25 protein-coding genes are annotated in these 24,605 nt (G+C 62.6%); 10 read left to right on the top strand and 15 right to left on the bottom strand.

Annotated elements, in window-relative coordinates:
• Window positions 1–195: 195 nt before the first annotated feature.
• Complete coding sequence (aceK, locus tag AC1M7R_RS18475; protein ID WP_072398731.1) at window positions 196–1,917, bottom strand: bifunctional isocitrate dehydrogenase kinase/phosphatase; 1,722 nt, start codon at window positions 1,915–1,917, stop codon at window positions 196–198.
• Window positions 1,918–2,048: 131 nt separating this feature from the next.
• On the opposite strand from aceK, the gene AC1M7R_RS18470 reads away from it, so the two are divergent.
• Complete coding sequence (locus AC1M7R_RS18470; RefSeq protein ID WP_072398730.1) at window positions 2,049–2,960, top strand: DMT family transporter; 912 nt, start codon at window positions 2,049–2,051, stop codon at window positions 2,958–2,960.
• Window positions 2,961–3,055: 95 nt separating this feature from the next.
• Here AC1M7R_RS18470 and AC1M7R_RS18465 read toward each other — a convergent pair whose 3' ends face one another.
• From AC1M7R_RS18465 to cysK, 3 genes are all read right to left on the bottom strand, one after another.
• A complete protein-coding gene (locus AC1M7R_RS18465) occupies window positions 3,056–3,919 on the bottom strand; it encodes a DMT family transporter (protein ID WP_092181680.1) in 864 nt (287 codons plus the stop codon).
• Between the two features lie 337 nt (window positions 3,920–4,256).
• On the bottom strand, window positions 4,257–5,195 hold the full coding sequence (locus AC1M7R_RS18460; protein ID WP_072398728.1) for an aspartyl/asparaginyl beta-hydroxylase domain-containing protein: 939 nt from the start codon (window positions 5,193–5,195) through the stop codon (window positions 4,257–4,259).
• 240 nt (window positions 5,196–5,435) lie between these two features.
• Window positions 5,436–6,410 carry a cysteine synthase A gene (gene cysK / locus AC1M7R_RS18455; RefSeq protein ID WP_072398727.1) on the bottom strand — a complete coding sequence of 325 codons (975 nt, stop codon included), beginning with the start codon at window positions 6,408–6,410 and terminating at the stop codon, window positions 5,436–5,438.
• Between the two features lie 144 nt (window positions 6,411–6,554).
• Between cysK and AC1M7R_RS18450 the strand changes: the two genes are divergently transcribed.
• The 3 genes from AC1M7R_RS18450 (at window position 6,555) to AC1M7R_RS18440 (ending at window position 9,883) form a co-directional block, all read left to right on the top strand.
• Window positions 6,555–7,631, top strand: coding sequence for a DUF748 domain-containing protein (locus AC1M7R_RS18450; protein ID WP_072398726.1), 1,077 nt, complete (start codon window positions 6,555–6,557; stop codon window positions 7,629–7,631).
• Between the two features lie 193 nt (window positions 7,632–7,824).
• The gene (locus AC1M7R_RS18445; RefSeq protein WP_053155966.1) at window positions 7,825–8,670 is read left to right on the top strand and encodes an AAA family ATPase; all 846 of its coding nucleotides are present in this window, start codon (window positions 7,825–7,827) and stop codon (window positions 8,668–8,670) included.
• 34 nt (window positions 8,671–8,704) lie between these two features.
• Window positions 8,705–9,883 (top strand): vWA domain-containing protein, encoded by a 1,179-nt coding sequence (locus AC1M7R_RS18440; RefSeq protein WP_072398725.1) that lies wholly within the window; start codon window positions 8,705–8,707, stop codon window positions 9,881–9,883.
• Between the two features lie 105 nt (window positions 9,884–9,988).
• Here AC1M7R_RS18440 and AC1M7R_RS18435 read toward each other — a convergent pair whose 3' ends face one another.
• The 7 genes from AC1M7R_RS18435 to AC1M7R_RS18405 all read right to left on the bottom strand — a co-directional run bounded on the left by AC1M7R_RS18435 (window position 9,989) and on the right by AC1M7R_RS18405 (window position 15,901).
• On the bottom strand, window positions 9,989–10,909 hold the full coding sequence (locus AC1M7R_RS18435; protein ID WP_072431930.1) for a 5-oxoprolinase subunit C family protein: 921 nt from the start codon (window positions 10,907–10,909) through the stop codon (window positions 9,989–9,991).
• The gene (gene pxpB, locus AC1M7R_RS18430; protein WP_490609799.1) at window positions 10,906–11,610 is read right to left on the bottom strand and encodes a 5-oxoprolinase subunit PxpB; all 705 of its coding nucleotides are present in this window, start codon (window positions 11,608–11,610) and stop codon (window positions 10,906–10,908) included. The genes AC1M7R_RS18435 and pxpB overlap by 4 nt, the downstream gene beginning before the upstream one ends.
• Window positions 11,607–12,359, bottom strand: a complete 753-nt coding sequence (locus AC1M7R_RS18425) for a 5-oxoprolinase subunit PxpA (RefSeq protein WP_072398722.1) — start codon at window positions 12,357–12,359, stop codon at window positions 11,607–11,609. The genes pxpB and AC1M7R_RS18425 overlap by 4 nt, the downstream gene beginning before the upstream one ends.
• A 54-nt stretch (window positions 12,360–12,413) precedes the next feature.
• Window positions 12,414–13,700 carry an MFS transporter gene (locus AC1M7R_RS18420; RefSeq protein WP_072398721.1) on the bottom strand — a complete coding sequence of 429 codons (1,287 nt, stop codon included), beginning with the start codon at window positions 13,698–13,700 and terminating at the stop codon, window positions 12,414–12,416.
• 338 nt (window positions 13,701–14,038) lie between these two features.
• A complete protein-coding gene (locus AC1M7R_RS18415; RefSeq protein ID WP_072398720.1) occupies window positions 14,039–14,581 on the bottom strand; it encodes a DUF2937 family protein in 543 nt (180 codons plus the stop codon).
• Between the two features lie 12 nt (window positions 14,582–14,593).
• Entirely contained in the window at window positions 14,594–15,370 is a 777-nt protein-coding gene (locus AC1M7R_RS18410; RefSeq protein WP_072398719.1) for a class II glutamine amidotransferase, read from the bottom strand.
• Between the two features lie 33 nt (window positions 15,371–15,403).
• Entirely contained in the window at window positions 15,404–15,901 is a 498-nt protein-coding gene (locus AC1M7R_RS18405; protein ID WP_072398718.1) for an MFS transporter, read from the bottom strand.
• Window positions 15,902–16,056: 155 nt separating this feature from the next.
• Between AC1M7R_RS18405 and AC1M7R_RS18400 the strand changes: the two genes are divergently transcribed.
• Both AC1M7R_RS18400 and AC1M7R_RS18395 read left to right on the top strand, forming a co-directional pair.
• Entirely contained in the window at window positions 16,057–18,111 is a 2,055-nt protein-coding gene (locus tag AC1M7R_RS18400; RefSeq protein WP_490609798.1) for a S9 family peptidase, read from the top strand.
• Between the two features lie 286 nt (window positions 18,112–18,397).
• On the top strand, window positions 18,398–18,871 hold the full coding sequence (locus AC1M7R_RS18395; RefSeq protein WP_072398716.1) for a cyclic nucleotide-binding domain-containing protein: 474 nt from the start codon (window positions 18,398–18,400) through the stop codon (window positions 18,869–18,871).
• Between the two features lie 110 nt (window positions 18,872–18,981).
• Here the strand turns inward: AC1M7R_RS18395 and AC1M7R_RS18390 are convergent, their stop codons facing one another.
• Complete coding sequence (locus AC1M7R_RS18390; protein ID WP_072398715.1) at window positions 18,982–19,269, bottom strand: hypothetical protein; 288 nt, start codon at window positions 19,267–19,269, stop codon at window positions 18,982–18,984.
• Window positions 19,270–19,414: 145 nt separating this feature from the next.
• Here AC1M7R_RS18390 and AC1M7R_RS18385 point away from each other — a divergent pair, with 145 nt between their 5' ends.
• The 3 genes from AC1M7R_RS18385 to AC1M7R_RS18375 all read left to right on the top strand — a co-directional run bounded on the left by AC1M7R_RS18385 (window position 19,415) and on the right by AC1M7R_RS18375 (window position 20,929).
• Window positions 19,415–19,789, top strand: a complete 375-nt coding sequence (locus AC1M7R_RS18385; protein ID WP_003184246.1) for a YajD family HNH nuclease — start codon at window positions 19,415–19,417, stop codon at window positions 19,787–19,789.
• Between the two features lie 214 nt (window positions 19,790–20,003).
• Complete coding sequence (locus tag AC1M7R_RS18380; protein WP_072398714.1) at window positions 20,004–20,474, top strand: RNA methyltransferase; 471 nt, start codon at window positions 20,004–20,006, stop codon at window positions 20,472–20,474.
• A gap of 77 nt (window positions 20,475–20,551) precedes the next feature.
• Window positions 20,552–20,929: a YgaP family membrane protein gene (locus AC1M7R_RS18375; protein ID WP_072398713.1), complete on the top strand. Its 378-nt coding sequence runs from the start codon at window positions 20,552–20,554 to the stop codon at window positions 20,927–20,929.
• A gap of 127 nt (window positions 20,930–21,056) precedes the next feature.
• On the opposite strand, the gene AC1M7R_RS18370 is transcribed toward AC1M7R_RS18375, so the two are convergent.
• Together AC1M7R_RS18370 and AC1M7R_RS18365 are read right to left on the bottom strand one after the other, a co-directional pair.
• Window positions 21,057–22,286, bottom strand: a complete 1,230-nt coding sequence (locus AC1M7R_RS18370) for a hypothetical protein (protein ID WP_490609797.1) — start codon at window positions 22,284–22,286, stop codon at window positions 21,057–21,059.
• Between the two features lie 32 nt (window positions 22,287–22,318).
• On the bottom strand, window positions 22,319–22,768 hold the full coding sequence (locus AC1M7R_RS18365) for a YcgN family cysteine cluster protein (protein WP_072398711.1): 450 nt from the start codon (window positions 22,766–22,768) through the stop codon (window positions 22,319–22,321).
• A 159-nt stretch (window positions 22,769–22,927) separates the two neighbouring features.
• Here AC1M7R_RS18365 and AC1M7R_RS18360 point away from each other — a divergent pair, with 159 nt between their 5' ends.
• Window positions 22,928–23,521 carry a nitroreductase family protein gene (locus tag AC1M7R_RS18360; protein ID WP_072398710.1) on the top strand — a complete coding sequence of 198 codons (594 nt, stop codon included), beginning with the start codon at window positions 22,928–22,930 and terminating at the stop codon, window positions 23,519–23,521.
• 50 nt (window positions 23,522–23,571) lie between these two features.
• Here the strand turns inward: AC1M7R_RS18360 and AC1M7R_RS18355 are convergent, their stop codons facing one another.
• Window positions 23,572–24,504, bottom strand: a complete 933-nt coding sequence (locus AC1M7R_RS18355; RefSeq protein ID WP_072398709.1) for a D-2-hydroxyacid dehydrogenase — start codon at window positions 24,502–24,504, stop codon at window positions 23,572–23,574.
• Window positions 24,505–24,605 lie beyond the last annotated feature (101 nt).

Raw genomic sequence — 24,605 nt, 5'->3', positions numbered from 1 at the left:
ATTGTCGCAGATTTGCGGCCATTGCGCCGAACACGCAAAGCAGCCCACCGCCACACCCTTGTGGGAGCGAGCTTGCTCGCGATAGCAGTGGTTCAGCCTCGATTGATGTTGACTGATATGCCGCTATCGCGAGCAAGCTCGCTCCCACAGGAGATTTTCGTCAAGGCTGCTTTTGTGGCGAGGGAGCCTGCCGGGTTATTCGTTATCCAGGTCCTTGCGCCGATATGGAAACACATCGATCACCTTCCCTGCCCGGATCGCCTCTTGCAGGCCTTTCCAATAGTCGGCGTTGTACAGCTCGCCATGCATCTGGTCGAACAGTTTGCGTTGCCCGGCGTCGGCGAACAGGAAGGGCGGGAATTCCTCGGGGAAGACATCCAGCGGCCCGATGGAATACCAGGGCTCGGAAGCCATTTCGTCTTCCGGCGTGCGAGGCTGGGGGATGTGGCGGAAGTTGGCTTCGGTCAGGAAACAGATTTCATCGTAGTCATAGAACACCACGCGACCGTGGCGGGTCACGCCGAAATTCTTGAGCAGCATGTCGCCGGGAAAGATATTGGCGGCCGCCAGTTGCTTGATGGCCAGGCCATAGTCCTCCAGGGCTTCGCGCACCTGGGCTTCGCTGGCATTTTCCAGATAGAGATTGAGCGGTGTCATGCGCCGTTCGGTCCAGCAATGGCGGATCAACACGGTGTCGCCCTCGACCGACACCGTGGATGGCGCCACATCCAGCAGCTCCTCCAGGCAGGCCGGCTCGAACTTGCTCAACGGAAAGCGGAAATCGGCGAACTCCTGGGTATCGGCCATGCGCCCCACCCGGTCGACGCTCTTCACCAACCGGTACTTCTCGATCACCGTGGCGCGGTCGACGTTTTTCGACGGCGAGAAACGGTCCTTGATGATCTTGAAGACCGTGTTGAAGCCCGGCAAGGTGAATACGCTCATGACCATGCCCCGCACCCCGGGGGCCATGATGAAGCGGTCGTCGGTGTTCGCCAGGTGATTGATCAACGCGCGATAGAACTCCGACTTGCCGTGCTTGTAGAAACCAATGGACGTGTACAGCTCGGCAATATGCTTGCCCGGCAGGATGCGCTTGAGGAAGCCGATGAATTCCGCCGGCACCGGCACATCCACCATGAAGTACGACCGGGTGAACGAAAAGATGATCGACACCTGTGCCTCGTCGGTGATCAAGGCGTCGATCTGGATGCCCCGGCCCTCGCGGTGCAGCAACGGAATCACCAGGGGCCATTGGTCATCGCGGGTGAAGATCCGGCCCACCAGGTAGGCGCCCTTGTTGCGATAGAGCACCGAGGAAAACAGTTCCACTGTCAGTTCCGGGTCCTTGCAGACCCAGTCCGGCAGGTTCTCTCGTAGCTGGGCCTCCAGGCGCTGCAAGTCACCCGGCAGATCGGCGTAGTCCTCGCTGAAACGGTAATCGGCGAAGATGCTCGCCAGCATCCGGTCCAGTTGGCCCTGGGGCTTGTAGGTGCGGGTCTGGGCAGCGCGGGCCCGGCGCAGGCTGGGCCGGGTGGTGTGGATGAACATGGTGCCGTCGCTGATCAGGTCGTGGCTGAACAGGCCGCAGAAGATCGAGTTGTACCAGGTCTCCGACAGCTCGTCGTCGAAGCGCAGGTCGATCAGGCTGATGTAGGCGCTTTTCACCAGCGGCCAGCAACTGACGTCCATCAGCGCTTCGGCATCGAACGCCTGGCGCAGGCGGGTCACGGTTTCGAAGACTTTTTCTTCGTACAGGTTGATTCGTGCCGCTGACGCCGCCTGTGCCTCCTGCCACCGGGCCTGCTCGAACCGGGCACGGGCGCCGTCGGTGATCTGCCGGAAATGCTCCCGATAATCGTCGAAGCCTTCGAGGATCGAACGGGCGATATCGATGGCGGGCCATGGTTGCGGCATAGGGTGAACCTCGGCGGGTCATATTTATTGTTGGCGACTGAGCTTAGAGGCCAATCGCGCGGCAACGCAACCATTGCCATCGGTCTTCGCGGGGGCGACACTTGCCAGCCAACCACGGAAGGAACCCCCTCTTGAACCTCGTCGATCTCCTGCGTCTGCTGTCACTGGCCGCCATCTGGGGGGCGAGCTTTCTGTTCATGCGCATCATCGCCCCTGTCATCGGTACGATCCCCACCGCATTCTTTCGTGTGTCCATCGCCTTCGTCGGGTTGCTGGTGATCCTGGCGCTGATGCGTATCGACTGGAATTTTCGTGGCAAGCTGAAAGTCGTGATGGGCCTGGGCCTGATCAACTCCGGCATCCCGGCCACCTTCTATTCCCTGGCGGCCCAGGTGCTGCCGGCCGGTTATTCGGCGATCTTCAACGCCACGACACCGCTGATGGGGGTGCTGATCGGCGGACTGTTCTTCAGCGAGCAACTCACCGTGGCGAAAGTCAGTGGCGTGTTCCTCGGCCTGTTGGGCGTCGGCATCCTGACCGGCGCCGGTCCGGTGGCCTTCGACCTGCAATTGCTGATGGGCGCCCTCGCCTGCCTGATGGCGACCACCTGCTATGGCTTCGCCGGTTTCCTCACCCGGCGCTGGCTCGATCATCAAGGCGGGCTGGACAGCCGACTCTCGGCGCTGGGCAGCATGTTCGGCGCCACGGTGTTCCTGCTGCCGCTGTTCGGCTACAGCGTCATCAGCCAGCCACCGGCCAGCTGGGGCGGCTGGAGCGTCTGGCTGTCGCTGCTGGGACTGGGCCTGGTGTGTACCGCCCTGGCGTACATCCTCTACTTCCGCTTGCTCAGCGCCATCGGTCCGGTCAAATCCATGACCGTCACGTTCCTGATCCCGCCGTTCGGCGTGCTGTGGGGGGCGCTGCTGCTGGATGAGCCGTTGGGCATGGCACACCTGTATGGCGGGGTGTTGATTGCGGCGGCGTTGTGGCTGGTGTTGAAACCGGCGGCCCAGACGTCCGTTCAGGTGCCTCAGCGTCGCTGAAAATGCCATCGCCAGCAGACCCACTCCCACAAGGATCACCCTGTGGGAGCGAGGCCGCTGCGATGGCGGTCGTACAGTCACTCTCGCGCTAGTGGTCAGCGGCTTTTACGAAACACGAACGCCAGCCCGATGATAATCAGCACCATCCCCAGCACGCTCAACAACGCCAGCCGGTTGCCGAATACCAGGTAATCCATGATGGCCGTCACCGCCGGCACCAGGTAGAACAGGCTGGTGACATTCACCAGGTTGCCCCGTGCGATCAAGCGGTACAGCAACAACGTCGCCAGTACCGAGACCACCAGCGCCATCCACAACACCGGCACGATGAAACCCGCGTTGTGCTCGAAGTGAAACGGCTGGAACGGCACGAACACCGCACACAGGACAAGCCCGGCCAGGTACTGGACAGGCAGCGTGCCCAAGGGATTGTCGGTGATGCGTTTCTGCATGATCGAGCCGGCCGTCATGCTCAACAGCGCCAGCAGCCCGCACAGCATCCCGGCCAGGGACATACCGGCCAGGCCGATGCCCTGGTACACCACCATGACCAGCCCGGCCAACCCCAGCATCAGGCCGAACATCCGCTGCCAGGAGCGCTGGCGCTCCATGAGCACCACGGTAAGGATCGGCTGCACACCCATCAGCGTCGCCATCACCCCGGGCGTGACGTTCATCTGCAGCGCCAACAGATAGAAAATCTGATAGGCGCCCAACAGCACGAGCCCGGTGGCCGTTGCGTACAACATCGGTTGGCCCGCCTTGGGCAATTTGAACTTGAACACCGGGATCAAGACCACCAAGGCGCACAGGGCGATGGCAAAGCGGATCAGCAGGAACGCGAAGGGCGAAGCATGGGCCAGGCCCAGTTTGGAAAAGATCGCCCCGCTGCTCCACAGCAGGACGAACAGGCTCGTGGAAGCCGCCGCCAATAAGGCGTTTCTGGAAAGGAAAAACATGAATACCACCTGTTATCAGGCAAAGAGCCAACTCAGCCGAAGCTGAAGTCCAGTAGTTTTTTCAGGCGGGCACAGGGAACGGCAACGACGGCCGATCAGCCCTGAACGCCAACACCTGGCGGTGATACGACGGCGTACACCGCAGGGCTACTGACAGGTGGAGGGTATTGACCGATCTGCCCACGCTGCTGGTCCCCGCACGGCACGACGCCAGCGTTCAACGCTGGAACCACAACCGCGATGACAGGGGATACAGACATGAGTCGATCTCTGGAAGGATGGGTTTGATAACCCAAGAGCGCCGACTATAACCAGCGCTCGAGGTGCAATGCAATGCTCAGACGAACAACCAGTAGCCCAATGCCGTCAGCACCGCTACCGCCAGTACGGGTCGCATCACGCGGTAGGCCTTGGGATGCTGGCGCTTCCACTGCTTGACCCGGCCACTGATACCGTCGCTGAACGACTTGCTCCAGGCATAGGCCCGGTTGATACCGCCGACATGTTCGTCGTCCAGGTTCTGCGGCGCGGTGGCACGTCCCAGGAAGGCGCTGATGGTGCGGTTGAGGCGCGTCATCAGTTGGCTTTTCAGCGGCCGCTCGACATCACAGAACAGGATCACGCGGGTCTGGGGTGTTTCATTCTTGACCCAATGCACATAGGTTTCGTCGAACATCACGTCTTCGCCATCGCGCCAGGCGTAGATCTGGCCGTCGACAAAGATCCGGCAATGTTCGGAGTTGGGTGTGGAAAGCCCCAGGTGGTAGCGCAGCGAGCCGGCAAACGGGTCGCGATGGGGATTCAAGTGGCTGTCACCCGGAAGCAGGGCGAACATGGCGCCCCGGACGTTGGGAATGCGGTTGACCAATTCCACGGTCCTGGGGCACAGCTGCTCGGCCGACGGTAACGGCTTGTCGTACCACTTGAGGTAGAACCGCTTCCAGCCCTTCTTGAAGAACGAGCCGAAGCCGGCGTCGTTGTTCTTTTCGGCGGCCCGGATGTATCCCTCGTCGAACAGGCGCATGGCCTCGTCGCGAATGACCTGCCAGTTGTCCTTGAGCACATCCAGTTCCGGGAACTTGCTGCGGTCCAGATAGGGTTTGGAAGGCACTCCGGAGAACAGGTACATCAAGGCATTGTAAGGGGCGAACAACGCCGAGTGGTTGACGAACTGGCGCAACACCGGCAGGCGTGCCCTGCCGCGCAGGTGCACATAGAGGGTACTGCCTATGAACACCAGCAAGACCGACGCCTTGGCGACGAACGAAACGGTCATTTTCAAACTCCTTGTCAAAAACTTAAGCGACGCCAATTGCCCGACGTAGCCGAAGGCCATGGTAAAGATTCATGGCCCGGGTAAAAACCGTCCGACGCAACATTCTCTGTTGAGTAAAACGCAATAAACCCTTCTAGCATGCGTCAGCTGAACCAAGGCTGACGCCAGCAAACATTGTCCTCTGGTTCTCGCGGCGAGGGGATATCCCCTCGTCGCCTCAGGCTTGCTTTCAACCCGACGTCACTGCTGGGTCTCCTGTTCGGTGAACAGGTCGCTGAACAGCATGCTCGACAGGTACCGCTCGCCGGAATCCGGCAGGATCACCACCAGGGTCTTGCCCTGCATCTCCGGTTTTTCCGCCAGGCGCACAGCCACGGCCATCGCCGCGCCACAGGAGATGCCGCAGAGAATTCCCTCCTCCTGCATCAGTCGCAAAGCCATGGCCTTGGATTCGTCGTCGGTGACCCGCTCGACCTGGTCGACCATCGTCAGGTCGAGATTCTTCGGCACGAATCCCGCCCCGATTCCCTGGATCTTGTGGGGGCTTGGCTTGATTTCCTGGCCTGCCATCGCCTGGGTGATCACTGGCGAACTCTCGGGCTCCACCGCCACCGACAGGATCGGCTTGCCACAAGTGTTCTTGATATACCGTGAAACCCCGGTAATGGTTCCGCCGGTGCCCACGCCCGCGACCAACACATCCACTGCGCCATCGGTGTCGTTCCAGATTTCCGGGCCGGTGGTTTTTTCGTGGATGGCCGGGTTCGCCGGGTTATCGAACTGTTGGGGCATGAAATAGGTGTCGGGGTCGCTGGCGACGATTTGCGTGGCCTTCTCGATGGCCCCTTTCATCCCCTTGGCCGGCTCGGTCAGCACCAGCTCGGCGCCAAGGGCCTTGAGCACCTTGCGTCGTTCGATGCTCATGGACGCCGGCATGGTCAGCATCAGCTTGTAACCACGGGCCGCAGCCACGAACGCCAGGCCGATGCCGGTGTTGCCCGAGGTGGGCTCGACAATGGTCATGCCCGGCTTGAGCCGGCCCGTGCTTTCCGCGTCCCAGATCATGTTCGCACCGATCCGGCACTTGACCGAATAGCCCGGGTTACGCCCTTCGATCTTGGCCAGGATGGTCACGCCCCGCGGGGCGATGCGGTTGATCTGCACCAATGGCGTATTGCCTATGGAATGGGCGTTATCAGCGTATATACGGCTCATGGCTGGGTCCTTAATGCGGCGTGAATTCAAGCGACTAAAGGTATGCCTGTTGCCCCTGGGCGTCCAGTTGCACCGAACGTCCGCCTGTCACGACAGTCAATGGCTTTGGGGGTGTTCTCAAGAACAGGCTGGAGACTCAATGACATGAAACGTCGATACAGCTGGCCACTGTGGGCCGTCGCCGCCATCGTTGCGCTGCTGGTGACCCTGCACCTGGCCCTGCCTTACCTGGTGCGCGACTACCTCAACGATCGGCTGGCCGACATGGGCGACTACCGTGGCCGGATCGCCGATGTGGACCTGGCGCTCTGGCGCGGGGCCTACCGCATCAACGGCCTGCAGATCGTCAAGGTCGACGGCAAGGTCCCGGTGCCGTTCGTCGATGCACCGTTGATCGACTTGTCGGTGAGCTGGCATTCGCTGTGGTACGACCATGCGGTGGTGGCACAGGTGGAGTTCACCCACCCCGAGGTGAACTTCGTCGACGGCGGGGCCAACCGCCAGAATTCCCAGACCGGCCGGGGCACCGACTGGCGCGAACAATTGGGCAAGCTGCTGCCCATTACCCTCAACGAGGTAAGGCTAAACGACGGCAAGGTCACCTTCCGCAATTTCAATTCAAAGCCACCGGTCAACCTGCGGGCCACCAACGTCAACGCCAGTTTCTATAACCTGACCAACGTGGTGGACACCGAGGGCAAGCGCGACGCCCGCTTCGAGGGCAAGGCGCTGGTGGCCGAGCACGCCCCGCTGGAAGTCCAGGCCACGTTCGACCCGCTGAGCAATTTCGAGGAATTCGAGTTCCGCCTGCGGGCCAGGAACATCGAACTCAAGCGCCTGAACGACTTCGCCGCGGCCTACGGCAAATTCGATTTCAATGCCGGCCATGGCGACCTGGTGATCGAGGCGCAAGCCGAGAACGCCAGGCTCAGCGGCTACATCAAGCCCTTGCTGCGGGACGTGGATGTGTTCGACTGGCAGCAGGATGTGGAGAACGAAAAAAAGAACATCTTTCGCTCGGTCTGGGAAGCCTTGGTGGGCACGGGCGAGACGGCGCTCAAGAACCAGCGCAAGAACCAGTTCGCCACCCGGGTGGAACTCAGCGGCAACGTCCACCAGCAGGACATCAGCGCTTTCGAGGCCTTCCTGCAGATCTTGCGCAACGGTTTCGTCCAGGCGTTCAACGCCCGCTATGAACAACCGGCACCCTCGACCGAGTAAGGTCTGCGTCTTTCTGTGGCGAGGGTAGCCCCATGCAGATACGCCGAGACTGAGTCAGCATGTGACGCTCCATTCAGAGACTGAATACAGCGTCTGCGTTCACAGTCGGCGGGACGTCGCGTTATAGTCGGGCATGGCATTTATTTCGCGCCCCGCCTCGTCCAGGCCGGCGCTCCCGTTCGAGGAATCGCAGATGAAGTTCGAAGGCACCAGCGCCTATGTGGCTACCGATGACCTGAAACTGGCCGTCAACGCCGCCATCACCCTGGAGCGGCCACTGCTGGTCAAGGGCGAACCGGGCACCGGCAAGACCATGCTGGCCGAACAACTGGCGCAGTCCTTCGGGGCGCGGTTGATCACCTGGCACATCAAGTCCACCACCAAGGCCCACCAGGGCCTGTACGAGTACGACGCGGTCAGCCGGCTGCGGGATTCGCAGCTGGGCGTGGACAAGGTCCACGACGTGCGCAACTACCTGAAGAAAGGCAAGCTGTGGGAAGCCTTCGAGTCCGAAGAACGGGTGATCCTGCTGATCGACGAGATCGACAAGGCCGACATCGAGTTCCCCAACGACCTGCTGCAGGAACTCGACAAGATGGAGTTCTACGTCTACGAGACCGACGAAACCATCAAGGCCAAGCAGCGCCCGATCATCATCATTACCTCCAACAATGAAAAGGAGCTGCCGGACGCCTTCCTGCGCCGCTGCTTCTTCCATTACATCGCCTTCCCCGATCGCGCCACGCTGCAGAAAATCGTCGACGTGCACTACCCGGACATCAAGAAGGACCTGGTCAGCGAAGCGCTGGACGTGTTCTTCGACGTGCGCAAGGTGCCGGGCCTGAAGAAGAAACCTTCCACCTCCGAACTGGTGGACTGGCTCAAGCTGCTGATGGCCGACAACATCGGCGAAGCGGTGCTGCGCGAACGCGATCCGACCAAGGCCATCCCGCCGCTGGCCGGCGCACTGGTCAAGAACGAGCAGGACGTGCAACTGCTGGAGCGCCTGGCGTTCATGAGCCGTCGCGGTACTCGCTGATCCGCTTCGGTTAACAAGAGCGAGGGCGATTGCCATGCTGCTGAACCTGTTCAATGAGATGCGCGCCGCCAAGGTGCCCGTGTCCGTGCGTGAACTGCTGGACTTGATCAACGCGCTGAAGCAGCGGGTGATCTTCGCCGACATGGACGAGTTCTATTACCTGTCCCGGGCGATCCTGGTGAAGGATGAACGGCACTTCGACAAATTCGACCGGGCGTTCGCCGCGTACTTCAATGGCCTGGAAAAACTCGACGACCATCTCCAGGCCCTGATTCCCGAAGATTGGTTGCGCAAGGAGTTCGAGCGTTCGCTGACCGACGAAGAGCGCGCGCAGATCCAGTCCCTGGGTGGCCTGGACAAGCTGATCGAAGAATTCAAGAAACGCCTGGAAGAACAGAAGGAACGCCATGCCGGCGGCAACAAGTGGATCGGCACCGGCGGCACCAGCCCATTCGGCTCCGGCGGCTTCAACCCCGAAGGTATCCGCGTCGGCGACGCGGGCAAGCGCCAGGGCAAGGCCGTGAAGGTCTGGGACCAGCGCGAATACAAGAACCTCGACGACCAGGTCGAGCTGGGCACCCGCAATATCAAGATCGCCCTGCGCCGGCTGCGCAAGTTCGCCCGCCAGGGCGCGGCCGAAGAGCTGGACATCGATGGCACCATCGACCACACCGCCCGGGATGCCGGTCTGCTGAATATCCAGATGCGTCCGGAACGGCGCAACACCGTCAAGCTGTTGCTGCTGTTCGACATCGGCGGTTCCATGGATGCCCATGTGAAGATCTGCGAGGAACTGTTCTCGGCCTGCAAGACCGAGTTCAAGCACCTGGAGTATTTCTACTTCCACAACTTCGTGTACGAATCGGTGTGGAAAAACAACCTGCGCCGCACCTCGGAACGCACGTCGACCCTGGACCTGCTGCACAAGTACGGTCCCGACTACAAGGTGATCTTCATCGGCGACGCCGCCATGGCGCCCTATGAAATCACCCAGGCTGGTGGCAGCGTCGAACACTGGAACGAAGAAGCCGGCTACGTGTGGATGCAGCGCTTCATGGAAACCTACAAGAAGCTCATCTGGATCAACCCTTATCCCAAGGACACCTGGGGTTATACCGCCTCGACCAATATCGTGCGGGAACTGGTGGAGGATCGGATGTATCCGCTGACCTTGCGGGGGTTGGAAGAAGGGATGCGGTTTCTGTCCAAGTAGACGCTTTGGTGCCTTTCAGGGCCTCATCGCGAGCAAGCTCGCTCCCACACGGGATCTTCATCACACAAAAGATCCCCTGTGGGAGCGAGCCTGCTCGCGAAGCTTTTAGCGCTTGGCAAACACCTGCAAACACTCCACCTGCTGGCGATGCGCGACCTCCTGCACCATCGGCCGCAGCCGTACCTGCGTACCGGGCAGGCACTGCGCCAGGCGAGCCAGGGCCAATGGCGTCAAGGCACCCAGGCGCGGGTAGCCGCCGATGGTCTGCCGATCGTTGAGCAGCACAATCGGCTGGCCGTCCGGTGGCACCTGCACGGCGCCCAGGGGGATGCCTTCGGAGATCATCGAGGGCCCCTGATATTCCAGCGCCGCGCCCAGCAACCGGATGCCCATGCGGTCGGCGCGACTGTCCAGCGTCCACGGGGTATTGAACGCGTCGAACAGGCTTCGCCCACTGAATGCGCCATTCTGCGCCCCCAGGATCAAGTCCAGCGGCTGCGCTTGCTGGAAGTCCGGGATCAGCGAGTGCGGCATGGGCCGCGGCGCCGCCACGCCGGAGTAAGCCAACCGAGCCCCGCGCTCCAGCGCCCGCCCGCGTCCATCCAGGCCGCCAAGCTCTTCGCGCACTACCGTCGCTCGGCTACCCAGCACCGCCGGCGCATCGAATCCGCCGGGGGCCGCCAGGTAGGCGCGGGCACCGAGCACCGGCTGAGTGAAGCTCAGCGTCTGGCCCCTGCGCAGGCCGAAATAGCGCCATGACGCCACGGCCTGACCGTCGATCCGCGCCCCCAGGTCCGCCCCGGCGATCGCCAGCACGCAATCACCTTCGGCCACCACGGTGAAACCACCCAGGGTGATCTCCACCACCGCTGCGTCCAGCGCATTGCCCAGCATCCAGTTGGCCCAGGTCATCGACAACCAGTCCGCCGCCCCGCCCTGGGTCACACCCAGATGGCGGACACCGAAACGGCCGGCGTCCTGCAACAGGCACAGCGCAGTGCTGGCCTCGATCGATAGGCGACTCATGCCTGCGCCTCCAACGGTGTGTCGTCGCCACCCAGGGCGATGAATTCGGCATGGCCCACGGCCTCGAAACGCACCGTGTCACCGGGCCGCATCAGGCTGTAGCCGTCACGTTCGCGGTCGAACAACCTGGCCGGCGTGCGGCCGATCAGGTTCCACCCTCCCGGCGACACCACCGGGTAGGCCGCGGTCTGCCGCTCGGCGATCCCCACGCTACCCGCCGCCACCCGTTTGCGGGGCGTATCCAGGCGCGGCGCGGCCAATACCTCGTCCACCAGGCCCATGAAGGCGAATCCCGGGGCGAATCCGAGGGCGAAGACCTGGTATTCGCGTTCGCTGTGACGACGGATCACCTGCTCCACGCTCAACCCGCCGCGACGGGCCAGCAGTCCCAGCTCCGGACCGACACTGGGGTCGTACCAGACCGGCAATACATGGCGCTGGCCGACGGAGCGGGCGTCCGGCGACAGGTTGTCCAGCGCCTGGACGATCAGTTCCCGTGCCTGGGCCGGGCTGAGGGCCAGCAGGTCGTAATGCACCATCAAGGTGGTGTAGCACGGCACCAGATCGATCAGGTGCCCGCCGAACCCTTCGCGCAGACGCTCGCTGGCGGCGAGCATCCAGGGCATGTTGTCTTCGGCGATGGCATCGAACAGGCGCACCATCAGGCAGTCCACCGCCACCACTTCCACGCGTGGCTTCATGGCGTGCTCTGCCGGTCCAGAGCCTCGCGGATGCGTTGCACGGCCGCCACCGAACTGGCGTTATCACCGTGCACGCACAAGGTGTTGGCCCGCAGGTGCAAGGCGCTGCCGTCGCTGGCGGTCAGCGCATCGCCACGGGCGATGGTCAGGGCCTGGGCGATGATGACCTGGGCATCGTGGTGCACAGCCCCAGGCAGTTGTCGCGAGACCAGGCGACCGGCGCTGTCATAGGCGCGGTCGGCGAAGGCCTCGAACCACAGGGTCACGCCATATTCATCCCCCAGGGCCTGCGCGGCGCTGTTGTCCCGGGTGGCCATCAGCATCAACGGCAGTTCCCGGTCATAAGCGGCCACGGCCTGGATCACGGCGCGCAGTTGCGCCGGGTTGGCCATCATGTCGTTGTACATCGCCCCGTGGGGCTTGACGTAGCTGACCCGCCCGCCCTGGGCCCGGCAGATACCATCGAGGGCGCCGACCTGATAATGCAGCAGATCCTGCAATTCCTGGGCGGTGTAGGCCATGGAACGCCGGCCGAAGCCCACCAGGTCCTGATAGGCCGGATGCGCACCGATCCTGACGCCGTGGCTCAGGGCCAGGCCGACGGTCTTGCGCATGATGCTCGGGTCACCGGCGTGGAACCCGCAGGCGATGTTGGCGCAGTCGATGAAGGGCATCACCTCCGCGTCCAGACCCATGGTCCAGCTGCCGAAGCTCTCGCCGATGTCGCAGTTCAATAGCAGGCGGTTCACGTGAACGCTCCTGTAGATTTTGAGCACTGGGGCCTGTGCCCCACAGATTAACAGTTACTCGGCTTCCAGCTGCTTGCCTTGGGTTTCCGGCAGGCTCAGGGCCGCCAGGATCACCACGCCGTAGGACACCGCCGCGAACGCACCGATGCCCACGCTCAGCGGTACTTTCTGGCTGAGCAGGCCGATCAACAGGGGGAACAAGGCCGCTACCGCACGCCCGATGTTGTAGCAGAAGCCCTGGCCCGAACCCCGGATTCGCGTGGGAAACAGCTCGGTCAGGAACGAGCCCATGCCACTGAACATGCCGGAAGCGAAGAACCCCAGGGGAAAGCCCAGCCAGAGCATCACGTCGTTGCTCACTGGCACCTGGGTGTACAGCAACACGATGGTGAACGAGCCGATGGCGTAGAGCACGAAGTTCTTCTTGCGCCCCAGGATGTCCGACAGGTAGGCACTGATGACATAGCCGATGTAGGAACCGACGATCACCATCGCCAGGTATCCGCCGGTGCTGAGCACGCTCAAGCCACGCTCATTCTTGAGGAATGTCGGCAGCCAGGAAGTGATGGCGTAGTAGCCACCCAAGGCACCGGTGGTCAGCAGGGAGGCGCGGATCGTGGTGAACAGGATGCCGGGAGCGAAGATCTCGTAGAACTTCGCCGGGTTCTGCGGCGTCAGCCGGGCCTTGGTCTGGTTATAGACTTCCGGGTCCTTGACCAGCCGACGGACGAAAATCACGAACACCGCCGGGACGATGCCGAGGATGAACAGTGCCCGCCAGGCATCTTCCGGTGGCAGCACCGAGAACAGCAGAGCATACAGGATCGCCGTCATGCCCCAGCCCAGGGCCCAGCCCGACTGCACCATGCCGACGGCCTTGCCGCGGTCCTTGGCGCGGATCACCTCGCCCATCAATACTGCGCCGGCGGTCCATTCGCCACCGAAGCCGAAGCCCATCAGCGTGCGGGCGATCAATAGTTGCTCATAGTTCTGGGCGAAGCCACACAGGAAGGTAAAGAACGCGAACCACAGCACCGTCAGTTGCAGGGTACGCACCCGGCCGATACGGTCCGAGAGAATCCCCGCCACCCAGCCGCCGATCGCTGAAGCGATCAGGGTACTGGTGTGGATCAGCCCGGCCTGGCCGGTGGTGATGCCCCACATCGCGATCAGGGTCGGCACCACGAAACTGAGCATCTGAGTGTCCATGCCATCCAGGGCGTAGCCGATCTTGCAGCTCCAGAACGTGCGGCGCTCCTGCTGGTTGATGTTGCGATACCAGTCGAACGGGCCGGACCGGGCCTGGGGCTGGGGGACGCCGAGGGTGTCGGGTGCACTCATGGTGGTTCTCCACGGTTTTATTGTTCTAAGCCTCGACGATGCACGCAGAGACCGGTTGCCCTCGATTCTTGAGCGCGCACGCCATCGCGTCCAACGAATAAAACCTTGGCCGGGTCATAAGAAAAATTTGATTGGTCAGGATGTGGGCCTGGCTGGCAAGTCTGCCCGGGCACCCTTGTGGCGAGGGGATTTATCCCCGCTGGGGCGCCAAGCGCCCCCTGTAAGGCCACCACTGTGTGTCAGGCAGGATCATTTCCATTGCTGCATCGGGGGGGGGGGCCGCTTCGCTGCCCAGCGGGGATAAATCCCCTCGCCACAGGAGTACTACGAACGCGATGTCAGAGCCCGCGCAGGTCCCGCTCTTCGATCGGCCGGCTCTGGCGCAGGCGCTTGCCGCCCAGCACCACCCAGTCGATCAGACGGAACAGGCATTCGAGGCCGAAAGACAGCAGCATGGCCCCGCCGATGCCCCAGAGCATGGCTTCGGGGGTCAGCAGGATCTGGTAGCTGTAGCCGTTCCAGGTTTCCTTGCGAATGTCCGGATCGGCGGCCAGCGCCACCTGCAGCACTCGGATGTACCACGGCCCCTGCATCGCCTGGAACTGTTTGTCCAATGCCTGCTGGCGCACCAACAGGGTGTTCAGACTGTCGGCATCGCTGCGAAAGATCGGGTCTTCGCTGGCGCGATAATGGGCCACCAATGCCTGCATGTCGCCTTTGAAAAACTGGTTGGCGGTGTCCTGGAAGCCGCGCAGGCCCGTCTGGGCTTCGATCAGGTGCGCCTCGACCCGCTTGGCGTAATCGTTGACGAACCCCGGCACCTGCACCCCCACCAGCAGGCCCACCGCAAACAACACAAGCCGTAGATAACTGAGCAACATAACGTGACGTCCTTATTCGGTATCGCCATGGCTGACGCATTCGCCGCGCCGCCACAGGCTCCATTGGCCCGGTTCGTAGCGGGTCCAGGTTTCGTTTTCGGTCAGGGGTTCGGTGGCGATCACCGTGACCACGTCGTTGGGCGTGGTTTCGGCCTGGAAATCCACGATCACGTCCACATCCTTGAGGCGCGCCGGGCCAAACGGTGCACGACGGGTGATCTGGGCCAGTTTGGTCGAGCAATAGCAGAACAGCCAGTCGCCATCGCTGAGCAGGCAGTTGAACACACCCTTGCTGCGGTATTCGCTGCAGGCCTGGATCAAGGACGGCAGCAACGACTCCACCTCGACCGGCTCCGGAAAGGCCTGGCGCACGCGGTTGAGCAGATCGCAGAACGCCGCTTCGCTGTCGGTATCGCCCACCGGCCGATAGAAACTGGCCTGGGGCTGGAAATCGGCGAGCTGGCCATTGTGGGCGAAACACCAGTTGCGCCCCCACAACTCACGCACGAACGGGTGCGTGTTGGACAGGCAGACCTTGCCCACATTGGCCTGGCGGATATGCCCGATCACCACTTCGCTCTTGATGGGATAACGTTGCACCAGGTTCGCCACTTCCGATTCGCTGCTGGCGGCCGGGTCCTGGAACAGACGCAGGCCACGCCCCTCATAAAAGGCGATGCCCCAGCCATCCCGATGCGGGCCGGTCTTGCCGCCGCGCTGCATCAGCCCCGTGAAGCTGAACACGATGTCGGTCGGCACATTGGCGCTCATGCCCAATAACTCACACATGCTCGGACTCTCGCTTGAAGGGGGCAGGCCTGGCTACAGACGCGGTTCGATACGCGAACGCTGAGGGTTTCCCGGCACCGGCGGGCGACCGTAACGGTCATCCCCGGCCACGCCGAACGGGGGTGCATCCTCCACGTCATCGGCGGCGGCAGCGGCTTTCGCAGCAGCGGCCCGCTCCTTGCGAGCGTTGGCGGCACGCTCGATGGGGAAACGGATCAGTACCACGATCAGGTAGAGGCCGAAGGCAATCATGCCGTACATGAACAGATCGGACACCGCCCGCCAGGCGTTGTTGCCGACCTTGAACAGCACGTCCAGGGCCACGATGGCCAGGGCCGGGGCGACCTTTTCCTTTACCGGGTCGACGATGGTGGGGCTGAACAGCAACACGGCCATCAGCAGCCGCAACGGCTCGCGCAACCAGCGCCACATGAAACGCGTCATGCGCATCCATACCAGCAGGCAGCCCAGCGCGGCGAAGGCGTATAGGCCCCAGGCGATCAGATAGTCGTTCTCGGTCATGGTGTCCATGGCAAGGCAGGCAAATAGGCGCTTATAGTAACGGCTTTTCGCGCTTGAGGCTGCCCCGGCGTCTGCCCGGTGAGCTGTGTGGACAGTCCGACCGGCCAACAGAACTAATCGCACAGGTCACCTGTCCTTTTTCGTACAACGTTCGAGAGTCTTTCATGCCCCTATCTGCCCACTTTTCCAACGCCCCGATTGCCCGCAGGGACATCGGCGTCGACCCGTATGCCTGGCTGCAGGAGCGCGACACCGAGGCGGTGCTCGACTATCTCAAGGCCGAAAACAGCTACCAGGAGGCGCAACTGGCCGACCAGGCCGAACTGCGCGAAACCCTGTTCCAGGAGATCAAGGGGCGGATCCTCGAGACCGACCTGTCCCTGCCCTCCCCTTGGGGGCCATACCTGTACTACACCCGCACCACCGCCGGCGATGAGTACCCGCGCCATTACCGCTGCCCGCGTCCGGCCGACGACAGCCTGACCGTGGACGAGAGCCGCGAGCAACTGCTGCTGGACCCGAACGAACTGGCCGGCGGCGGGTTCTTTTCCCTGGGTGCGTTCAGTATCAGCCCCGATCATCAGCGCCTGGCCTACAGCCAGGACACCTCGGGCGATGAGATCTACACCCTGTTCGTGAAGGAGTTGTCCAACGGCAAGGTCAGTGAACTGTCCTTCGAAAACTGCGACGGCAGCATGACCTGGGCCAACGACAGCCTCACGCTGTTTTTCGGCGAGCTGGACGATACCCATCGGCCTCACAAGCTCTGGCGTTATCGGTTGGACGGTACCGCCGCCGAGGAAGTGTTCCATGAGCCGGACGGGCGTTTCTTCCTGCATTGCTACCGTTCAAGTTCCGAGCGGCAACTGATCCTGTCCCTGGGCAGCAAGACCACCAGCGAAGTGTGGGTGCTGGACGCGGCGCAGCCCCAACAGCCCTTCACATGCCTGGCGCCCCGGGTGGAAGACCACGAATATGACGTGGACCACGGCCTGCTCGAAGGTCAATGGACGTGGTTTATCCGCAGCAACCGCGACGGCATCAACTTTGCCCTGTACCAGGCACCCGACACCGGCGTGGCGCCGGTCGAGGCCGATTGGCAGAACCTGATCCCCCACAGCGACACGGTGATGATCGACGGCCTGAGCCTGAACGCCGGCGCCATGACCTTGAGCTTGCGCGAGGGCGGGCTGCCCATCATAGAAGTTCACCCACAGGGTTTGCCGGCATATCGGGTGCAATTACCGGACGCAGCCTACAGCCTGCATGTGCAAAACAGCCTGGAATTCGTCAGCGAGCGTATCCGCCTGCGCTATGAGGCCCTGAACCGTCCGGCGCAGGTCCGTCAGTTGCAGTTGGCCAGCGGCGAACAGGTGGTGCTCAAGCAAACCCCGGTGCTGGGCCCGTTCGATGCGGACGCCTATGTCAGCCAGCGGCTTTGGGCGAGCGCGCCGGACGGCACGCAAGTACCCATCAGCCTGGTGATCAAGCGCGAAGCCCTTGGCCGGCCGGTGCCTTTGTACCTCTATGGCTATGGCGCCTACGGCGAGAGTCTCGATCCGTGGTTTTCCCATGCCCGGCTGAGCCTGCTCGATCGCGGTGTGGCGTTTGCCATCGCCCATGTACGCGGCGGCGGCGAACTGGGAGAAGCCTGGTATCGCGCGGGCAAACAGGAGCACAAGCACAACACGTTCAGCGACTTCATCGCCTGTGCCGAGCACCTCATCGCCCAGGGTTTCACCACGGCCGAGCAGCTGGCAATCAGCGGCGGCAGCGCCGGAGGCCTGCTGATCGGCGCGGTGCTCAACCAGCGTCCGGAGCTGTTCAAGGTCGCCATTGCCGAAGTGCCGTTCGTCGATGTGCTCAACACGATGCTCGACCCGGACCTGCCATTGACCGTCACCGAATACGACGAATGGGGCAATCCCGAGGAGCCGGCGGTCTATGATCGGATCAAGGCCTACGCCCCGTACGAGAACGTCAGCGCCCAGGCCTATCCGGCGCTGCTGGTGATCGCCGGGTACAACGACAGCCGCGTGCAGTATTGGGAAGCGGCCAAGTGGGTGGCGAAATTGCGTGCCACCAAGACCGACGACAATCCGTTGCTGCTCAAGACTGAACTGGGCGCTGGCCACGGTGGCATGAGCGGTCGCTATCAGGGATTGCGTGACGTAGCGCTCGAATATGCGTTTGTGTTGAAGGTTTTGGGGCTGGTCTGAGGAACTCTGTGGCGTGGTCGGGTCTTAGGCTCTGTACGAAAAGTCTCGAAACACAGGTCAGGCGAGGCAGTTATTCAACGCAGCATGAACGAGTATCAAGGCTTTTCGTACAGAGCCTGGCTCCCTGTACCACTCCCCCCAAGGCGATATAGGGTTTGCCCGCGATAGCGATGTGTCAGTCAATATCGACGCCGACTGATTCGGCGCCATCGCGAGCAACTCGTTCCCACACGGGGTCTTCTTCAATCCGAAACCGCAACAGACACAAGAAAAAGACCGTGAAGACATGCCAGAACCGACCTTACTGAACAATGAAATCCGCGACTGGCTGATGGACTGCGGCCTGTTCGACCAACTGTTGCCCGTGGATTTCGCCGCAGCCTCAGGCTATTTCAGCATCAGCGCCATTGCCCAGGGCGAAGCCATTTTCCGCGAAGGCGATGCCGGCAGTTTCATGTGCATCATCCACACCGGCCAGGTGGCCGTGCAAAAAGCCGGCCCTGACGGTCAGCCCGTGACTATCGCCACCCTGCGCAGCGGCCGGGCATTCGGCGAAATGGCCGTGCTGGACGGTGAACGGCGTTCGGCCAGTTGCATCGCGGCCAGTGATTGCCAGCTGCTGAACCTGGGCAAGGACTCCCTGGAAAAAATGCTCAACGACGCCCCGAAGGTCGCCGCCAAGATCATCCGCGCCCTCGCCGTCTCCCTGTCCAAGCGCCTGCGCATGGCCGATGGACAACTGTTGTCGCAGCAGGTCTAGCACCCTTTATCAGGCCCTTGAAAATCGCTGGCAGGACCAATATGGGCCTGGCTGATCCGATGCCATCGCGAACAGGGTTATTGCCATTGCGCAAGCCAGGCGACTCAGGGCTAACCCCCCGGCGACTTAGCCTTTGGCGGTTTCGGCTCCATCCCCGGTAGAGGCTGGTCCTTGGGCGGCCTGGGCATCTCGATGGGCGGCAGCAACGGCGGCCCACCGCTGCCGGGCCCCGCCTGGGGCGCGCTGCGAGGAACCACAGGCGGGTATGGCATGGGTGTAGCGGTACCGGGCGAACCGGGGATGCTCGGCGGACTCACCGGGATCGTCGGCTGCTGGCCGTGTGCCCAACCGATCGAAAGTATCGCCAGGACGACCGCCGTTAGCAGGGTGCGCTTCATCAATGGCTCCGTGGCTATTGTCCATGTAAGGCTAGCTGCTGCTCGGGGGTTTGCCTTGCCGGTGCATCAACCGGCATCGCGAAGGCCGGCAGTGCTGAGCTAAACTCTGTTCAACCGTCATCAGTCTTCTCCAAAAGGTGAACCCATGAGTTCGTCCACACCGCCGTCCAATACCGCCAAGCTGGACCGCATCCTCGCCGACGCCCAGCGCGACCGGGAAATGGGTTATCGCGACAAAGCCCTGAAAATGTATCCCCATGTCTGCGGCCGCTGCGCGCGTGAATTCTCTGGCAAGCGCTTGAGCGAACTGACCGTTCATCACCGCGACCACAACCACGACAACAACCCGCAGGACGGCTCCAACTGGGAGCTGCTGTGCCTGTATTGCCACGACAACGAGCATTCGCGCTACACCGACCAGCAGTATTTCGGCGACGGTTCCCTGAGCACGCCGAAGATCGCGAAGGCGACCCACAACCCTTTCGCCGCGCTGGCCGGGTTGATGAAAAAGGACGAGTGAACGCTGCCACCCGAGAGATCTCACCCCAGTGTTCCAAGGTCCGTCGAGCGTTTTTCAGGGGGCAGGCCCGCTCTCACAGGTGAGCGGGCCATAGCAGCGCCAATGTGGAAACGAACCTGCTCGCGATAGCGATGCAAGAGCTTGCCCCATCGCGAACTCACCCCACTTCCGCATTCCCCGTATAATCGCGCCTTTTACCAAAGGCATCCTGCCCGTGGCCAACAAACGCTACAGCTGCATCGGTCTGTTCAACCCCAAGTCGCCGGAAAACGTCGGTTCGGTCATGCGTGCCGCCGGCTGCTACGGCGTGGCGTCGGTGTTCTACACCGGCAAGCGCTATGAACGCGCCGCCGACTTCGTCACCGACACCAAGAAAGTGCATTACGACATTCCCTTGATCGGCATCGACGACCTGAAAAAAATCCTGCCCCTGGGCTGCGTACCGGTGGCCGTTGAGCTGGTGGAAGGCGCCCGCCCCCTGCCCGAATACACGCACCCGGACCGGGCCCTGTACATCTTCGGCCCCGAAGACGGCTCGCTGGACAAGGACATCCGCGACTGGTGCGAGGATGTGGTGTACATCCCCACCAACGGCTGCATGAACCTGGCCGCCACCGTCAACGTCGTGCTCTACGACCGCATGGCCAAGGGCAACAACACACGCTCGGGGCCGCAATTCCGCTGACCGGTGCGAAATTCCATTGAACGACGGATCTGCTCCGACAGTCAGTTTTATACAAATTCCCATACCGGAGACAGATCATGAGCGATAACAATCCGTTCGAGCCGATTGAGTCCACCCCTTTTCAGTCCCGTCCCGTGCAAAACGTACATGGCTGGGAGCGCGCGGGCTCCCTGGCCGGCGGTGTGCTGATGATGGGCAAGGGCCTGCGTCGTGGCGGCATCATCGGTCTGGCTCAGTTGGCCATCGGCGGCATGGCGCTGGCCCGGGGCATCACCGGGCATTGCTCGGCCAAGACGCTGCTGGAAAAGAATCGTCAGAACCTGCGCAACGCACGCGCGCGGATCGAGCAGGCCGGCGATGAACTGACCCGCATGAAGGCCAACGCCGAAGCGGCGACCCACACGGCCACGGTGACGGGGAATGATTCGTTGAGTTCGCCCAAGGCGGGGCTTTGATCGGGCAGATGCAACTGCGCTGATGGCCTTGGCGCCAACAGGCTCGCTCACACATTGATCGGATCGGACACAGATGATGTGCCCCTGAAGAACCAACGTGGGGACGAGCCTGCTCGCGATGGCAGTGTCACTGGAGCAAGCGTGTATCCAGCACCGTAGAGCCCGCCCCCAGGATATTTTCGCTGAGCAGGACAAATTCCTCGGTATCGATCGTTTCCAGGCGCATCGCCGCTTGCAGGACATCGTCCAGGGAGCGTTTGTTACGGGTCTTCAAGCGAATCTCCCGATCCAGCTCCTGCAGCAACAACACCGCCCTGGCCACCGTCGCCGGGTTGACCTGCTCGCCGCGCAACGTCGTCACGCCCTTGCTGTCCCGGGCTAGGCGTTCATTCAGGGCCTGATAGCGGTCATCACTCATGCCGCCGGCGCGGCGCAGCAATTCCACGCCGTAATACTCGGCCAGGCCTTCGCTGATCCAGTCGCTGCGCTCGCTGTCGTTGATGCGCACGAGCGCCTGCACCAACTCGCGCAGCAACGGGCTGTTGCCCCGTTCGCTGACCAGCGGCGGCCGGCTGTGCAGATAGATCGACTCATGACCGGCCTGGGCTCCCCGCCAGAAAGGATCGGCCGCGCCAACGATCAACAGCTTCGGCGGGTGCCGCGGGATCAGCGCCTGCACCTGCGGCCAGACGAACGTCAGCAGGGTCAGGACGTCCATCCGGCGCATGCCCTGGCCCTGGGGCGATGCGACTGTCACTTCGGTTTCGCCCAGGCGCGCGCGGCGACTGCCGAGCTTGCCGGCAAGTATCCAGCCCGTGGGACGGTCGAACAGGCGTGACGGGTTATCGATGCGAAAGCGTTGCTTACCAATGCGCGGCCAAGGCGTTTCGACGCTTTTCCAGCCATCGGGCAATGCCACTTCCAGGCGGGCTACCAGTTCCACACCGTCCTGCTGGTCGAGCCGGGCCGCCGGCACCAGGTCGTCGCCGCGCAACAACGCCCAGCCCGGGGTCATGCGGGTTTCGAAAGCGCCGCTCTTGCGCTCATGGCTGATGCGCACGCGATAGCTCAGGCTCGCCTTGTCGGGGCCCGGTTGCCAGACGCCTCGGGCCTCCTGGCCGGAGGTGAGCTGCCACTTCCCGTCTGCCTTGAAGTCGCTGTAGCGGCTACCGTCGCCCAGGTCGAAATCCAGGCTACGCACTGCCGAACCCCGTGCCAGGGTCAAGCGCACCTCGGCCTGGTCGCTTTGTGGCAACAGATGGACGTGATAGTCCAGGTCGACTTTCTGCGCCGCCCACAGCGGTCCGCTCAACGCCAGCCACCCAAGGACCAGCGTGCGTCTCAATCCTTCAGCCATGCACTTCCCCTGGTGTCGCGACGTCCGGTGGCTCAACCGGCGCGGAATATCAGATGGTCTTCCCAGTCATCTTCGGCCACGCTGCCTTCGGCCAGCATGCGCCCGGACTGGGAAATGCGCTCATGGTGCACGGCGTCGCGGTCGCCGCAGACCAGGTGATGCCACAGCGGCAGGTCCTTGCCTTCGCTGACCAACCGGTAACCGCAGGTCGGCGGCAACCATTTGAACTCGTCGGCCTTGCCCGGCGTGAGCTGGATGCAATCGGGCACGAAATCGCGACGGTTGGGGTAGTTGGTGCACTGGCAGGTCTTGAGGTCCAGCAGTTTGCAGGCGATGCGCGTGTAATAGACGCTGTTGTCTTCTTCATCCTCGAGCTTTTGCAGGCAGCAAAGACCGCAACCGTCACACAGCGACTCCCATTCCTGGGCATCGAGCTGATCGAGGGTCTTGCGTATCCAGAAGGGTTCGACTTTGGCGGCCATGGCTCGGGCATCAACATCAGGTGGTGAAAAGGCCGACAGTCTAGTGCCGGGGCCTCGCCAGGCCAAGCATTGGCGACTGTCGGTAGGCGGGGCTTGTCAGGCCGGGCAACGGGCAGTAGGTTGCGTCATTCCCGTCCCGAACCCGAGCAGGTCATCTTCATGAGCGCCAATCCCCGCATCGCCGATTACGCCATCCACCCGCAATTCATCGAACGCTGGTCTCCGCGCGCGTTCACCGGCGAGCCGATTGCCGAAGAAACCCTGATGGGCTTTTTCGAAGCCGCGCGCTGGGCGCCGTCGGCCTACAACTCGCAACCCTGGCGTTTCCTCTACGCACGCCGCGACACGCCGAACTGGGAGCGCTTCCTGGGCCTGCTCAACGAGTTCAATCGCAGTTGGGCCCAGCACGCCTCGGCATTGGTGATCGTCGTCTCGAAAACCACCTTCGCAGTACCCGGTGCCACCGAGGAAACCCCGGCTCAGAGCCACACTTTCGATACGGGAGCGGCCTGGGGTCACCTGGCGCTGCAAGCCAGCCTCAGTGGCTGGCATACCCACGGCATGGCCGGTTTCGACCACGAACTGACCCGCCAGGAACTGAAGATTCCCCAGGGCTACGCCCTGCACGCGGCCGTGGCGATCGGCAAGCTGGGGGACAAGTCCACCCTGGCCGAATACCTCCAGGCCCGGGAAACCCCAAGCCCGCGCCGGCCGTTGAGCGAGCTGGTGGCCGAAGGCGATTTCACCCTGTAGTCCTGCGCCAGCGTGGGGGCGAATGCGCTCCCACGACCGGTCCGGCCGTCTCAATAACCCCGGGCGAAGTCCACTTCCCCGCGCAGGGCTTCGCCCGCCTGATAGGCCCGCAGGTTTTCCAGGAACAATTGCACCAGCATCGGAGGCGATGTCGGTGCCGAGCTGTGACCGGTCAGCAACAGGCCCCATGCCGTCCAGAACGGGTGACGCTGCGGCAGCGGCTCCTGGCGGCAGACGTCGATCACCGCGCCGGCCAGGTGCCCGTCCTTCAAGGCCTGCACCAGGTCCGCGTCCACCACGGCCACGCCGCGACCGGCATTGATGAACAGCCCGGTAGGCTTGAATTGCCTGAACAGCGCCGCGTCATACACGTCGTGGGTCTGGGGCGTGTTGGGCAGCAGGTTGATGACGTAGTCCACCTCACCGACCAGGCGCGGCAGGTCCTTCATCGTCCCAACCTCGAGGAAAGGCGCCAGCTCCCGTGCCTCGCTGGCGATGCCATAGAGCTGCACGCCAAAGGGCACGAGGAACTTCGCCACACACTGGCCGATATCGCCGGTCCCTACAATCAACGCCTTGCGCCCCGCCAGGCCTTGCCCCTGGCGGTTGTCCCACTTGCGCTCCACCTGGCTGACCAACCGCGCCAGCACTTCGCGTTCATGGCCAAGCATGTAGGTGAGCACGTATTCGGCCATCAGCTGGCCGAAAATGCCCACGGCGCGGGTCAGACGATAGTCCCGCGTCAGGCCCTCGGCCAACAACGGCGTAATGCCTGCCCAGGTCGATTGCAGCCAGCGGGGTCGATGGCCCTGACGCAACAGCGTCGCCAGCAGATCGGGCTGGCCAAGCCAGACCGGACAGTCGCTGGCCAGGCGCGACAGTTCGGCGGAGTCGCCGCTGGTCAGGACTTCGAGATCGGGTGCAGCCTGGCGCAGCAATTGGGCATACACCGCGTGGTCGTGTTCGGCAATCAGAACGCGCATGAATCAAACCTTTCAAAAACAGTGCAGACGACTGCCGACAGAGTGTCGCTCCATCCATGCGGCAATCGCCAGGAAATCCAGTATCGTTCAAGAGGCGCCAG

The sequence above is a fragment of the Pseudomonas sp. MS01C9 genome (assembly GCF_058202755.1).
The sequence above is the reverse complement of the archived record's forward strand: the minus strand, read 5'-3'. Positions and strand labels throughout refer to the sequence as shown.